The sequence below is a fragment of the Bacillus sp. 204(2023) genome, from assembly GCF_037027505.1.
GTDB lineage: Bacteria > Bacillota > Bacilli > Bacillales > Bacillaceae > Bacillus > Bacillus subtilis.
Genome location: NZ_JAXCHE010000007.1, coordinates 136,454 through 151,257 on the forward strand (window position 1 = coordinate 136,454; position 14,804 = coordinate 151,257).

Annotated in this window: 11 protein-coding genes; 7 read left to right on the top strand and 4 right to left on the bottom strand. The window is 40.4% G+C overall.

The genetic code is table 11. From position 1 onward, the window contains the following. Window positions 1–92: 92 nt before the first annotated feature. Entirely contained in the window at window positions 93–482 is a 390-nt protein-coding gene (tagD, locus tag WA279_RS15070) for a glycerol-3-phosphate cytidylyltransferase (protein WP_003227921.1), read from the bottom strand. A 400-nt stretch (window positions 483–882) separates the two neighbouring features. On the opposite strand from tagD, the gene tagA reads away from it, so the two are divergent. The 3 genes from tagA (at window position 883) to WA279_RS15085 (ending at window position 4,281) form a co-directional block, all read left to right on the top strand. Continuing rightward, on the top strand, window positions 883–1,653 hold the full coding sequence (tagA, locus tag WA279_RS15075; protein WP_003227919.1) for an N-acetylglucosaminyldiphosphoundecaprenol N-acetyl-beta-D- mannosaminyltransferase: 771 nt from the start codon (window positions 883–885) through the stop codon (window positions 1,651–1,653). Window positions 1,654–1,686: 33 nt separating this feature from the next. After that, a complete protein-coding gene (gene tagB, locus WA279_RS15080; protein WP_336155871.1) occupies window positions 1,687–2,832 on the top strand; it encodes a teichoic acid glycerol-phosphate primase in 1,146 nt (381 codons plus the stop codon). A gap of 120 nt (window positions 2,833–2,952) precedes the next feature. After that, entirely contained in the window at window positions 2,953–4,281 is a 1,329-nt protein-coding gene (locus WA279_RS15085) for a phage baseplate protein (RefSeq protein WP_276354165.1), read from the top strand. A 59-nt stretch (window positions 4,282–4,340) separates the two neighbouring features. Here the strand turns inward: WA279_RS15085 and lytD are convergent, their stop codons facing one another. Further along, window positions 4,341–6,983, bottom strand: a complete 2,643-nt coding sequence (gene lytD, locus WA279_RS15090; RefSeq protein WP_336155872.1) for a beta-N-acetylglucosaminidase LytD — start codon at window positions 6,981–6,983, stop codon at window positions 4,341–4,343. Window positions 6,984–7,112: 129 nt separating this feature from the next. Further along, window positions 7,113–8,063, bottom strand: coding sequence for a mannose-6-phosphate isomerase, class I (gene manA / locus WA279_RS15095; RefSeq protein WP_336155873.1), 951 nt, complete (start codon window positions 8,061–8,063; stop codon window positions 7,113–7,115). Window positions 8,064–8,327: 264 nt separating this feature from the next. Between manA and gerBA the strand changes: the two genes are divergently transcribed. Genes gerBA through WA279_RS15110 form a run of 3 tightly spaced genes read left to right on the top strand, consistent with a single transcriptional unit; the run spans window position 8,328 to window position 12,013 of the window. Further along, the gene (gene gerBA / locus WA279_RS15100) at window positions 8,328–9,779 is read left to right on the top strand and encodes a spore germination protein GerBA (protein ID WP_336155875.1); all 1,452 of its coding nucleotides are present in this window, start codon (window positions 8,328–8,330) and stop codon (window positions 9,777–9,779) included. 6 nt (window positions 9,780–9,785) lie between these two features. Next, complete coding sequence (locus tag WA279_RS15105; RefSeq protein WP_336155877.1) at window positions 9,786–10,892, top strand: spore germination protein; 1,107 nt, start codon at window positions 9,786–9,788, stop codon at window positions 10,890–10,892. Beyond that, window positions 10,889–12,013 carry a Ger(x)C family spore germination protein gene (locus tag WA279_RS15110; RefSeq protein WP_327828466.1) on the top strand — a complete coding sequence of 375 codons (1,125 nt, stop codon included), beginning with the start codon at window positions 10,889–10,891 and terminating at the stop codon, window positions 12,011–12,013. The genes WA279_RS15105 and WA279_RS15110 overlap by 4 nt, the downstream gene beginning before the upstream one ends. 36 nt (window positions 12,014–12,049) lie before the next feature. Here WA279_RS15110 and WA279_RS15115 read toward each other — a convergent pair whose 3' ends face one another. Next, window positions 12,050–13,423: a sugar porter family MFS transporter gene (locus tag WA279_RS15115; protein ID WP_038429742.1), complete on the bottom strand. Its 1,374-nt coding sequence runs from the start codon at window positions 13,421–13,423 to the stop codon at window positions 12,050–12,052. 332 nt (window positions 13,424–13,755) lie between these two features. On the opposite strand from WA279_RS15115, the gene tagT reads away from it, so the two are divergent. Then, window positions 13,756–14,724 carry a polyisoprenyl-teichoic acid--peptidoglycan teichoic acid transferase TagT gene (gene tagT / locus WA279_RS15120; RefSeq protein WP_014478157.1) on the top strand — a complete coding sequence of 323 codons (969 nt, stop codon included), beginning with the start codon at window positions 13,756–13,758 and terminating at the stop codon, window positions 14,722–14,724. Window positions 14,725–14,804: the final 80 nt, after the last annotated feature.

Sequence of the window (14,804 nt, forward strand, 5' to 3'; positions counted from 1 at the left end):
CACAAAAAACCAATGTAAGCATCAAAAAGTACTTCTTATTCAATAAGAAGTACTTTAATTAGATATTGAACCAATGATATCAGGATCCTAAATTATAAACCAGCAATTTCCTCTTTGATCTTTGTTGTAGAGATGCCTTCTGTTCTTGGGAGGTAAACAACCTCACACTGATCTTTGAGAAAGTCAAATTTACCTTCCCAGTCATCCCCCATAACAAAAACATCAATATTATGATCAATAATATCTTGCTTTTTTTGCTCCCAATTCTTTTCCGGAATTACTTCGTCCACATATCGAATGGTTTCTAAAATTAATTTACGGTGCTCATAGCTGTGATAAGCTTTTTTTTGCTTTTGTAAATTGAATTCATCCGTTGAAATAGCAACAACTAAATAATCACCAAGCTGCTTTGCACGCTCAAGCAATTTAATGTGACCCCAATGCAATAAATCAAAAGTTCCATATGTGATAACTTTTTTCATTTAAAGAAACGCTCCTTCCTAATGTTAAACACTATTAAAAACACTACTGACGTTAGCGATTAAATTCTAAAAAACCTGTTTGTATTCCTTATATCGACATATTTCTCGTATGTCTTCACTGATCATTAATTATAGCATACCGCCTAAAAAAGGTTAAGTACTCATGAGGAGAAAAACATTCCAAAATATGTAATTACACTCAGACTCCATTGGCACCAAGGTCTGTTGTTCATTCGTTCATTCAATTGTAAAATTGGAAACATATTTAAATTTAATGTAAAGATAATGTTAATCCTTTGTTGAAGATTTATGTTAAAATATAAGGTAGCTTGATTTTGCTTTTAGAAACTCTCGGTTTTTAACTATATAAATAGAATCTTAAAGGAAGGAGGAGCCAGACATGCAAACAGAGACTATTCACAATATTCCTTATGTTAACAGTAACTTAACATCATTTATCGATTACCTAGAGAAACATTATATTGATCAAAAGATTGGTGCTGTCATTTCCACAGTCAACCCTGAAATTGCATTTGCAGCTATTAAAGATCGGGACTACTTTGATGTACTATCTTCTTCAAACTTCATTTTGCCTGATGGGATCGGTGTAGTCATGATGTCACGTTTGACTAACAACAGGCTTCAGTCCCGAATCGCAGGCTACGATGTTTTTAAAGAACTTCTTGGCGTTGCTAACAAGAAGAAAAAACGCATATTTCTGTACGGTGCGAAGAAAGATGTTATAAAAGGTGTTGTATCCAAAATTTCTTCTGAATACCCAAACATTAAAATCGCAGGTTATTCAGACGGTTATGTTCAAGATCGCACCCTAGTGGCAAAACAAATTGCAAGAGCAAATCCTGACATGGTATTCGTAGCTTTAGGGTATCCTCATCAAGAGAAATTCATTCATAACTACAGACACTTGTTCCCTAAAGCCGTATCTATAGGTCTAGGAGGAAGCTTTGATGTATTTAGCGGTAATGTCAAACGGGCCCCTTCCTGGATGATACGTTTAAATTTAGAATGGTTCTACCGCTTAATCTTGAATCCATGGCGATGGAAAAGAATGCTTAGCATCCCAAAATATGCTTTAACGGTCTTGAAAGAAGAAAAAAACAAAAAAACTTTCTATCCAAAGCCTGAAAAAGATCATACAAAACAGATATAAAAACGAAAACTTTTAAATAAATGGATGATAAAAATGAAAATAAGATCACTACTGGCGAATTGCTATTTGTATTTTTTATCAGCAATCGCCTTTTTTCTGCAATGGGTGAAACCTAAAAGCAAAGTGACCCTCCTGATCTCATTCGAAGCAAACGCAAAAGCGATTCTGGAGGAATATGAACAAGGACAATACTCTTATAAACTTAACATCCTGTATACCCAACAGGCCTCTTCTATTGCCGAGAGCTTCCCGAATGTAGATGCATATTTATTACAAGAAAAAAATCCTATCCATCTCATTAAAGCTGTATACCTAATGTTTAACAGTAAAGTGATCATAACAGATAATTACTTTCTATTAACAAGTGTGTTAAATAAGCGGAAGCAAACGAAATGTATCCAAGTATGGCACGCAAATGGCTCACTCAAAAAATTTGGTTTGGAAGACATTACAAACATGCAACGGACGAAAACTGATATTAAAAGGTTCCAAAAAGTATACAGTTCGTATGATTATTTAACTGTTGGCTCAGAAGAGATGGCAAATATCTTCAAGAAATCATTTGGAATAAAGAATAACCAATTATTAAAAATAGGTGTACCTTTAACAGACCCTTATTACCGAGAAAACAAGAAAAAAATTTCAGATACTCTAAACATACAAAGAAAAAAAATAATCCTCTATGCACCGACGTTTAGAGATTATAATATGCAATCAATTCAATTGCCTTTTACAGAAGAACAATTAATTCATCAGTTAAAAGAAGAATATGTTTTATTTGTTAAGCTGCATCCCGCCATTCAGAACAATATTGATATTAAATATTCCAGTGATTATATTAAAGATGTTTCTAACTATGCCTTGTTTGATCTACTCATGGCTGCAGACATATTAATCACTGACTATTCTTCTGTTCCCTTTGAATTTTCGATTTTAAATAAACCCATTCTTTTTTATACTTATGATTTAAAACTTTATCAACAGAAGCGGGGATTGGTTGATAATTATCTTTCCATAATACCTGGAAGAGCCTGCTATGACAGTGAATCATTAATAAATGAAATTCAAACCCCATTTAATTATTCCAAAATAAAAGTTTTTTCCGGTAGATGGAATAAGTATTCTGATGGGAATTCAAGCCAAAATTTATTGAATTTCATCGAAAATTTAATAAGCTAAATGATGACACTTGTTCAAAACAGAACAAGTGTTCTTTTTTTCTCTTGACTACCGAACGCATGTTTGCTTTAATGTAATTAGTTGCTTATGGCAGCAAATAATAATAGAGGTGGTAAATTTATGAGAAGAAAAGAACTGTTTGATTTCACCAACATCACGCCAAAATTATTTACTGAACTACGTGTAGCAGACAAAACCGTACTTCAATCATTCAATTTCGATGAGAAAAACCACCAAATTTATACAACACAAGTCGCAAGTGGATTAGGAAAAGACAACACCCAAAGCTATCGCATAACTCGTTTATCTCTTGAAGGTTTACAATTAGACAGCATGCTGTTGAAACATGGAGGTCATGGTACAAATATAGGAATTGAAAACCGTAATGGCACCATTTATATTTGGTCACTATACGATAAACCAAACGAAACAGATAAAAGTGAATTAGTTTGTTTCCCATATAAAGCAGGCGCGACTTTAGATGAAAATTCTAAAGAACTTCAGCGATTCTCGAATATGCCTTTCGATCATAGGGTTACACCTGCTCTTGATATGAAGAATAGACAGTTGGCAATTAGACAATACGATACAAAAAATAATAATAATAAACAGTGGGTGACAATCTTTAACCTGGACGATGCAATAGCAAATAAAAACAATCCTCTTTATACTATTAACATTCCTGACGAACTTCATTATTTACAAGGTTTCTTTTTAGATGACGGTTATTTATATTGGTATACAGGAGATACAAACAGCAAAAGCTATCCGAATCTCATAACTGTATTTGATTCCGATAATAAAATAGTGCTGCAAAAAGAAATTACTGTTGGCAAAGACTTGTCCACTAGATATGAGAATAACTTCCGTGAACCGGAAGGGATCTGTATGTACACCAATCCTGAAACTGGGGCAAAATCATTAATGGTGGGAATTACAAGTGGAAAAGAAGGAAATCGTATAAGCAGAATTTATGCATACCATTCTTATGAAAACTTCATGAATCATGTACCTATGCTTCGATCCCCTTTATTAAAAACCGTGGGGCACCAAGATACACCTCCGGAAAGATTTCAACCATTTATTCAAACCTTCATTTTAGAGTATAATGCTCAAAACAAAAAATGGATGGTTCCGACTTCAGGTTATTTACCATCTTACACATCAAATTTAGTCCGAAATATTACTATCAATGCAGATGGAAACTTGCAAGTCACATTAAATGAACGCTATATTAGTTTACTGCATCAATCGATAGAAGGAGATTTCCGCTTAAAACAAAAGGATATCCGAATGGGATCCTGGTATTTTGCCGGCGGAGAAAAATCAAATGTGCTTGAAATAGGTTTTATGAAAGGGAGTACAAAAATCAGACCCGATGATGCAGCCATCTCAAATGCTTCAAGAATGAGTATTTTTATGATTGTTGCGGACAAGATTGAGGTGTGATAAACAAATAGGCTGTGGCTATTAAATAGCTACAGCCTATTTGCGACTTTCTAAGTTTTTTATCGATATTCCGGAACATCAAAGTAAAGTGTATAGCCGTCCAGCAATGAATACAGGCTGTACATGCGGTTTACTTGTTTGTACGCCCAGCCGATGTCTGTTGCGTATTGATGTGTCGCTGTAGCTGACCATCTCATTTTGTACAGTGTGTCCTGATTGTAAGCTGTGTTGTGGATATACGATGAGCCTATGAATTTAGCTCCGCCGATAATGGCCGCTTCTGGTGTGAACCAGCCCTGTTCGTACGCATATTTGGCTCCGTAGTAATTCGGATTGCTGTCGTATGCTCCAATTCCATACATGTTGTATACGATTTTTCCGTTATAGGTTAATCCATTGGCCAAGGCGGATGTCCCGTTTCCTGTTTCAAGAAGAGCGTGTGAGATTAAATACAGTTCGTTGATGCTATATTGATTGGCGGCATCGATAAATGCCTTTGCTCTCCCTGTCAGGATGCCTTTACCCGCAAGCACTTTCTGATTGACCTCAGTAACGCTGAGGCCCGCTGTCTGTGACAGCTTGAGAAATTGGAAGTAGTATTTGCTGTCTCTGGTAAAGTTATTTGGATCCACGTATTGAACTACTTCATCACTGCTTGCGTTTCGCCAGCCCAAATTGATCTTAGCCCAGCCGTTTATCTGTCCGATGATTTTCACTTTATCGCCTTTTTTAAATTGGCCGATCACGTTTGTCGGGCTGACTTCCGGCGTTGACCGGATATTTAGTACATCAGCCGTAACGGTTGATGTTGCTGTATTAATGTACGTGAGCGATACGTAAGCCGCTCCGTCTGTTTGCGGACTTACTGTCATTTGTTTTTGGACCATATCACGAAGCGAGAGATTGTAATTTGTTTTCATGATTTGCGGGCCGTTTTTGATCTTCACGATAGAAGATGTCCATCCGTATAATTGTTTTAACCTTGTTGATGCCGCAGCAGCTGTATCATTGCCTGTGAACTGCTCGTTTACGCTGATTTTATAAAGCGTATTGCTTTTCGTTGTGTAGCTCGGGGTTACACTTTTCGATTTAAGATAGGTTAACCCATTGTTCAATGCTGTTTTGCTGCTGAGCTGTGTTGTCACGATTTTGTATTGTGTATATGCAGTCTGGCCTGTTTTTGATGTTGTGACTGCGATTTTATTTTGTTTGAAAAATGTTAAAACGCGGTCAATCTCTTCTTGGCTGATGATAGCTTCAGTTGTGATTTGATAGCTGCTCGCAGCTGTCTGTCCGGTTTTCTGGCTTGCTGCTGATATATGATTCGATTTGAAAAACGTGAGTGCCTGATTGACTTTCGTTGGATCAAGCAGAGATTCGGTTGTGATTTTAAACGTGTCAGCTATTTGTTTTTTGACGGATTTCGCAGAAGCACTCAGCTGATTTTTCTTTAATATGTTCAAACCCTTTGTGACTTTTGCTTGATCTGATGTTTCTTCTGAGATGAGCTGATATTGATTTTCTACTGTTGATCCAGCTGCTGTTTTTGAAGCTTTTACTTTTTTCTGAGCAAAGAAAGCTGCTGCTTTGTTTGCTTGCTGCTCGCCTAAAATCTTTGCCGTCGTGATTTGATAAGCTGCAGACGTTGCCGTTTTTTTGACGCTGGATGACGTGTAATGCCATTTTTTCTTTTTAAAGAAAGTGTCTACTTTTTGAAGCTGCTGTTTTGTTATCCCCTTCATATTCACGGTATATGATGTACTTTTTCCAACCTGTTGATAACTGCCGGATACGCCGGTGTTTTTCTTGATTTGGCTGATGGCGTCCTTTACTGTATTCAGCCCTTTGAAATAAGCTGATTGGACATTGTATGACTCAACGGTTGTTTTTTGATTGATGGACTTGTAGCTACCTGTGATGCCAGTGCTCTGTTTCAGCTGCTGCAATAGAGTCTTGGCATTCGCTTCACCTGAAATGGCGGCAGTTGTGAACGTATAATAGGCTTGTCCTTTCACTGTTTCCTTTAATGATGCCTGCAGCCCAGATTCCTTTTGGAAGGCGTTTTTGATCTGCGCTGCTCTGCTGTCTCCCACGATTGTGCCAGACTGAATGGTTGTGACAGACACCGTGTGTGTGATGGGCTGATACGAGCTTTTAATCCCCGTTTGCTTGGCCAGGCTCTGGATAAGCGCCTTGACTTTTGTCTCATCAGCAATGTCTGATGTCATGACGTTCATATAGGGCTGAGCTGCTCCGTAAGCTTTTACAGCGCCAGCCACTCCCGTCTCCTGTTTCAGCTTTGCTAGCATAGTGTTGGCCTGTTTTTCTCCGGAGATGGCACCTGACGAGATGGTGACATATGGCTGTTTGCTTCCAACAGGACTTGACGTTCCTGTAATTGATGTCTGTTTGGCGAGTCCGCTCAGTATTGTTTTCGCTTCTGATTCGCTATGAATGCCTGAGGCGGAAATTTGGTAGGTCGTTGTTGTGCCTGAAGCCTGATAGGATGCATCCCAGCCAGTATCTTTTTCCAGTTTGGCGACAGCTTGTGAGGCTTGGCTTTCTGTACTGAACGTATTCGACGGCGCTACTTTATATAGTGAGTAGTCGGTATACGCGGCTGCCTGGACAGAACCAGACATGGCAAAAAAGGCAAGGGACGCGGTGGATAGAAGCATAGGTGCGATTAGTCTCTTTTTCATTCCTTCTCCTCTTTCTTATTCTATGAGTATATAAAACTAGTTTATTTATCGGCACGCGCATGCTTCATTTATAGGTGAATCACTTCCATTTTCTAATAAAAAAAACTTAATCTCGAAGTGAGATTAAGTTTAAATATGTGACACGATAAGGGTACAAGTTCCTTTTATCGTAAAATCGGGCATTTGAGCCGGCAAAATAAAGTGATCGCCTTTTTTGAGCGGACATGTTTCGCTCTCATACATGAGCAAACCGCTTCCTTCTATCACGCTGCAAATCAGAAAGGATTCATCCTGAGCCATTTCAGCTTCGCCATTGATGTCCCATTTATACACCGAAAAATATTCCCCTTGGACAAACGTTTTAATGGTTATTCCTTTTCTTGATTCGGTCGATTCATCAATATACCCGTCCACATGGGGAACCGTGGCGGCATTGACCGCTTTGGCAAAATGAAGCTCTCTCGGACTTCCGTTGCTATCAAGACGGTCATAATCGTACACCCGGTATGTGGCATCTGAATTTTGCTGAGTCTCTAAAACAAGGGCCCCCTTGCACAATGCATGCAGCGTTCCGCTCGGCACATAATAGAAATCACCTGGTTTAATTTTGATTCTTCGCAGCAGGCCCTCCCAGTCACCGCTGTTGATCATTGTGACAAGTTCGGTTTTTGATCGGGCCGTATGCCCATAAATGATTTCCGCGTTTTCCTCACAGTCGATAATGTACCAGCATTCCGTCTTGCCGAGCTCACCCTCTTCGTATTCTCCGGCATAGTAATCATCAGGGTGAACTTTAATAGACGTATCTTCCCTCACATCCAGCAGCTTTGTCAGAAGCGGAAACCGATCCCCCTCTACGCCGCCGAATACTTCACGGTGCTCTTCCCAAAGCTCGATCAATGTCTTTCCTTTATACAGGCCATTTGAAACAGTGCTCGGTCCTTTTGGATGAGCGGAAATGACCCAGCATTCCCCCGTTGATTCTGAAGGAATACTGTATCCAAATCTATCTCGTAAAGCGGTTCCGCCCCAGATTTTTTCTTTAAACACAGGCGTTAGAAAAATCGGTGATTGCGTCATGATCCGTACCCCTCCCCTGTAAATAACTGATCATCATTTTCCCGGTGCGCCCCTCTTACAAACGCCCGTATAAGCTGTCTTTTTTCGATGACAACATATGTACAAAGCATCATCTTTTCATTACCCCTTCAAAGAAAACGCTTCCTATCTATTATATCACGTCGAAAAGAAGCTTTGTTTCAGCCTTTTCCTTGATAAGAATAATTCTCCTTTTTTGATACAAATTAATAAAAACCGTCAATCTGTTTACGAAGGAGAGAAACTATGCAAATCGACTCTGATCTCCAGAACAATTTAGACACACTGAAAAAAACATTGGGACAAAACGACGATATAATGTTTTATACATTTGCTTTCGGAGATAGCAGAAAAAAGGCGTGTTTACTGTATATTGACGGTCTGACAGAGAATAAAATGCTGGCGCAATACGTCATTTCTCCTTTACAAAAAGAGGCGTTAGCCCATAAGGAATGCTCGATTGAAGACTTATCCGCCTTTTTTTTCGGCTTTCACCACAGCGTTGTCTCTACAATGAAAGAAATAGAACAGCTCATTTTTACCGGGCACGCCGTTTTACTCGCTGATGGCTATTGCGGAGGATTGGCTTTTGACACATTGTCAGTAAAAACGCGCAGTTTTGAAGAGCCGTCTTCCGAAATTGTTGAACGCGGTCCGAAAATAGGATTTATTGAAAAACTGCGGACAAATACGGCGCTTTTGCGTGAACGGACTGGTGATCCTAATCTCGTTATAAAGGAAATGACACTCGGAAAAAGGACGAAAAAGAAAATCGCTGTCGCTTATATTCAGGATATCGCCCCAGAGTATGTCGTCAAAGAAGTGTTTAAAAGGCTGAAATCAGTCAAAATAGATGATTTGCCGGAATCGGGGACACTTGAACAGCTGATTGAAGATGAACCATACTCGATTTTCCCCACGATATTAAGCACAGAACGGCCAGATCGGGTCGAAAGTGCTCTATTAGAAGGACGAGTATCCATATTAGTAGATGGCACGCCATTTGCTTTGATTGTGCCGGCTACGGTTGACGAATTTATTCATTCGCCCGATGATTACAGCCAGCGCTGGATTGCAATGTCACTTGTACGCCTGCTTCGTTATTCCAGCATCCTGATCACCATTTATTTGCCGGGTCTGTATATTTCTCTCGTTTCTTTTCACACCGGGCTCTTGCCGACGAGAATGGCGATTTCAATTGCAGGCAGCCGGCTTAATGTGCCATTCCCGCCTTTTGTGGAGGCCTTTATTATGATCTTTACGATCGAATTGATTAGAGAAGCAGGCTTAAGGCTGCCAAAGCCAATCGGCCAAACAATCGGCCTTATCGGAGGCGTTGTCATCGGACAGGCGGCTGTACAGGCGCAAATTGTCAGCGCGCTGATGGTCATTGTCGTTTCTGTCACAGCACTGGCATCCTTTACCGTTCCTTCATACGCCTATAACTTTCCGCTGCGGATTATTCGCATCGCAGCAATGATAAGTGCAGCAATGCTTGGCATGTACGGCGTCATAATGGTTTTCCTGTTTGTGATCGGCCACTTAATGCGCCTGAAAAGCTTCGGGCAGGATTACATCATTCCGATCATGGCACAGCCTGGACAGGATTTGAAGGACACCATCATCCGTATTCCAACGTTGTTCTTAAAAAGAAGACCGACTCAAAATGATCCTGAAGATAATATAAGACAAAGGTGATTAGCTATGAAAAAAACAGAGCATAAGCTGACATTTATGCAGACGATGATAATGGTAAGCAGCACGCTGATCGGCGCCGGTGTCTTAACCCTTCCCCGATCAGCTGCTGAAACCAACAGCCCGAGCGGTTGGCTTATGATCCTGCTGCAGGGCGTAATTTTTATAATCATTGCTCTGCTTTTTTTGCCTTTCCTTCAAAGAAACAGCGGAAAAACGCTTTTTAAGCTCAACAGCATTGCAGCTGGGAAATTCTTTGGCCTTCTATTGAATTTGTTTATCTCTCTTTATTTCATTGGAATTGTTTGCTATCAAGCTCGAATATTGGGAGAGGTCGTCGGATTCTTTCAGTTGAAAAATACGCCAATGTCAGTTGTGGTGTTTCTATTTCTTGCTGTTGCCATTTATCATGTAGGCGGAGGCGTTTATCCAATTGCAAAGGTATACGCTTATATTTTTCCTATAACGCTTATTATTTTTATGGTACTTCTGATGTTCAGCTTTCGCTTATTCCAGCTTGATTTTATCCGGCCTGTTTTTGAAGGAGGCTATCAAAGTTTTTTATCTTCATTCCCAAAAACACTTTTATATTTCTCAGGATTTGAAATTATTTTTTATCTCGTCCCATTTATGAAAGATCCAAAGCAAGCGAAAAAGGCTGTCGCTTTGGGCATCGCAATCTCCACAGTGTTCTACAGCATTACTTTGTTCATTGTGATTGGCTGTATGACTGTAGCTGAGGCCAAAACAGTGACGTGGCCGACCATTTCCCTTATTCACGCATTAGAGGTCCCGGGTATTTTTATTGAACGATTTGATCTCTTTTTACAGCTGACCTGGACAGCTCAGCAATTTGCCTGTATGCTCGGATCCTTCAAGGGCGCCCATATCGGATTAACGGAAATTTTTCAACTGAAAAATAAAAACAATGCTTGGTTGCTGACCGCCATGCTGGCTGTCACATTTTTCATAACGCTATACCCCAAGAATCTGAATGACGTATTTTATTACGGAACACTTCTCGGATATGCTTTTTTAATTGTGATTATAATCCCATTTTTCATCTGGTTTTTAAGCTGGATACAGAAAAAACTGGGGAGGGATCAGCTTCAATGAAGACCATAACAAAACTCGCAGTCATGTTTCTCTTGCTGCAGGTTCTCTGCGGATGCTGGGATGTCAGGAATATTGAAAAACTATCCTTCGCCAGAGGGCTGGCGATTGATCAGACAGATGACCTTCGGTATAAATTAACGTATCAAAACCTTCTTCCACAAAGTGAAAACAGCCAAACATCCGGAAAACCCGAATTTGTCAATGTAACCTCCTATGGGAAAACGGTTCTTGAAGCAGTTAGTGATGTAGCCATTAAAGACCCGCCTGTTTATAGCGACCATTTAAAAGTGATCGTACTTGGAGAAAAGCTAATGAGGGATCAAAACATTGATCAAGTCTTCAACCATTTTATAAGGGATGACGAATTAAGGCGAAGCAGTTATTTAATGGCGGCAAGAGGAAAAGCCGGTGATCTGTTTACAGAGGGAAGTCCAAACCAGCAGCAGCCCATGCCTGCTGAAAAGCTGATTGATCTGACGAATCACAGCGGGTATAACGGAAAAATAATGGTTCCTCTTCGCATCGGAAGAGCTTCTCTTTATTGCCAGAATCACTACAGCTTTCTTATTCAAGCCGTAAAAAACCAAAAGGGAAAAGCAAAGTATGACGGTGCAGGCATTATCAAAAGAGTCAGCAACAAACTCGTCGGATTTTTGTCTGCCGACGAAACCCAGACGCTCTCTTGGGTGATGGGGACGATCAAAGGCGGCGTCATGCCGACGACAGATAAAGGGCATCCGATTACGTTTGAGATTAAAAAGTCGAAAACGAAAATCAAGCCAGTAATAAAAAACGGAAAGCCAGAATTTCATATTTCTGTTAAAACGAAAGGCATCCTGACAGAAGACCAAAACCCGAAAGAAAACTCCTTTAGCAAGAGCTATTTAAGCAGGCTGGAGAATATTTTTGAGAAAAAGCTTGAACGCGATGTAAAGAAGGTCATGGATAAACTGCAGCACGAGTATAAAACCGATCCAGTCTTTTTATCAGACCACGTCCGGATTCAATACCCTGATTACTGGAATAAAGTACAAGGACATTGGGATGAATTATTTTCCGAGGCTGATTTTACATACGATATTTCCTTCAAAATCATTAACTTCGGCACAGTAGGAAAATGAACATAAAAAAGGATGCGCATGATCGCGCACCCTTTTTTATGTTCCGACAGTCTGCTGTTTTCCGGCCGCTCCTCCCTGTCCGTTTTTGTCCCTTAAATCCTGCTCAATTTCTTCAAGGCTTTTTCCCTTTGTCTCTGTCACTTTAAATCGGACAAATAAGAACGCCATAATACCGATCGCGGCATAAATCAGGAATAAATAACTGATTCCGATCGCTTCCATTAATATTGGATAGGTTAGTGAAACAATCAGTGTCCCAACGTGCAACATTAAGGTCGAAACACCGGTCCCGATCCCTCTGACGTGAAGCGGGAACAATTCAGGAAGCATCACCCAGACAACCGGTCCCCAGCTGACCGCAAAGACAACAATAAACACGCCTAAACAAATGACGGTCGTCCATGAGGCAGCCGGAGTGTTATCGAAAAAGAGATTTACTAAAGCGAGAACGATCAAGCTGATCACCATTCCCGCATTCCCGAATAGCAGTAACGGCTTTCTTCCAATCTTGTCGATGATTTTAATCGCTACTAATGTCATGACAACATTGACTGTGCCGATTCCGACCGTGCCTAAAATCGAAGCGGAGTTTCCGAATCCGACGTTTGTAAAGGTCTTTGGCGCATAGTAGATGATCGTATTCGTTCCGATAAATTGCTGCAAAAAAGCGAGTCCCAAACCGGCAATAAGCGCTGGGCGCACCCATGGATCGAAGAGCTCCTTCAGGCCGCCTTCATCCTGCTTTTCCGCTTCTTTTATATCATGTATTTCCTGATCAATATCTTTTGTGCCACGCAATTTTTCAAGAATTTTCTTCGCTTTGCTTTCTTCGCCATTCGTGAACAGCCAACGCGGGCTCTCCGGCATAAACAAAATGCCAATGAGCAAGAGCAATGACGGCACAGCAGCCAATCCAAGCATCCAGCGCCACGCTTCGGCATCGGCAAATATGTAATTGACAATGTAAGATAGAAGGATGCCGACCGTGATCATCAGCTGATTCAGTGATGACAGTGCCCCGCGTTTATGTTTTGGCGCCAGTTCAGATAAATAAAGCGGCACGATTGTCGTCGATGTTCCGACTGCAAGTCCCAAAATGATGCGAAACAGCACCATGACTCCCGTATTTGGGGCCAGTGCCACACCAAGACCGCCTATACAAAACAGCAGCGCGGCCGCCATAATTGCTTTTTTTCTTCCAAAACGGTCAGTCAGCTTGCCAGCCGCTCCTGAGCCTAATATCGCCCCAACCAGCAAGGAGCTGACAACAAGACCTTCTGTAAACGCGTTTAAGCCTAACTCCTTTTTCATAAATAAAATAGCTCCGGAAATCACTCCGGTATCATAGCCATATAACGCGCCTCCAAGAGCTCCGAAAAAATAAAGCCATATATTTGACTGCTTTTTCATAAAGATGACTCCCTTTCTCCATCAGCTGCAATGACATTGTCTGTGGGATTTTTTTAGAAATCTTTTAGCCTCTTTTTCCGGCCATTAAACCTTTTTATTTTGCTGATCATAAGTTTTCCAATCATTTACTTGTATTTTTTTCAATGTCGCCGAAACATTTTACCTGCTGTGGCGTCCAATATAAGGTGATTCAGCACATCATCGTTATCAATTTTCAAAAACAAGAACTTATAAATATAGGAATATTTATCGAAAAATGTCTTTCGAGTAGTTGCCCCATGGCAAATAGAATGGTACGCTTCAAATATTAAAGAAACGTGAGGTATTGATATATGGAAGAACGATCACAGCGCAGAAAGAAAAAAAGAAAACTAAAAAAATGGGTGAAAGTCGTTGCCGGATTAATGGCTTTTTTAGTCATTGCGGCAGGCTCTGTCGGCGCCTATGCTTTTGTAAAGCTGAACAATGCTTCTAAAGAAGCTCATGTCAGCCTTGCACGCGGAGAACAATCTGTAAAACGGATCAAAGAATTTGATCCTGGAAAAGATTCTTTTTCTGTATTGCTCTTAGGAATTGATGCCAGGGAGAAAAACGGCGAGACCGTCGATCAGGCAAGAAGTGACGCGAATGTGCTGGTTACATTTAATCGGAAAGAAAAAACAGCTAAAATGCTGAGCATTCCGCGTGACGCCTATGTAAACATCCCAGGCCACGGGTATGATAAATTCACACATGCTCACGCTTACGGCGGCGTTGACTTGACTGTGAAAACAGTTGAAGAAATGCTGGATATTCCCGTCGATTATGTCGTAGAAAGCAATTTCACGGCTTTTGAAGACGTCGTAAACGAGTTAAATGGCGTCAAAGTAACTGTAAAAAGCGATAAAGTCATTCAGCAAATCAAAAAAGATACAAAAGGTAAAGTCGTCCTTCAAAAAGGAACACATACGCTTGATGGGGAAGAAGCGCTCGCTTACGTAAGAACACGTAAAGCGGACAGTGACCTTTTACGCGGGCAAAGACAAATGGAAGTGCTGAGCGCCATTATAGATAAATCAAAATCATTGAGCTCAATTCCGGCTTATGATGATATTGTGGATACGATGGGGCAAAATTTAAAAATGAACTTATCTCTTAAAGATGCCATCGGCCTGTTCCCGTTCATCACTTCATTGAAATCAGTTGAGTCTATTCAGCTGACAGGTTATGATTATGAACCTGCCGGAGTTTATTATTTCAAATTGAATCAGCAAAAGCTGCAGGAAGTTAAAGAAGAGCTGCAAAACGATTTAGGTGTATAATGAACGGGATGGCGATTACGCCATCCCGTTTTACATATTTCCTTGTTGAAAATTATCAAAGTAACGATTAGCCTTAATTT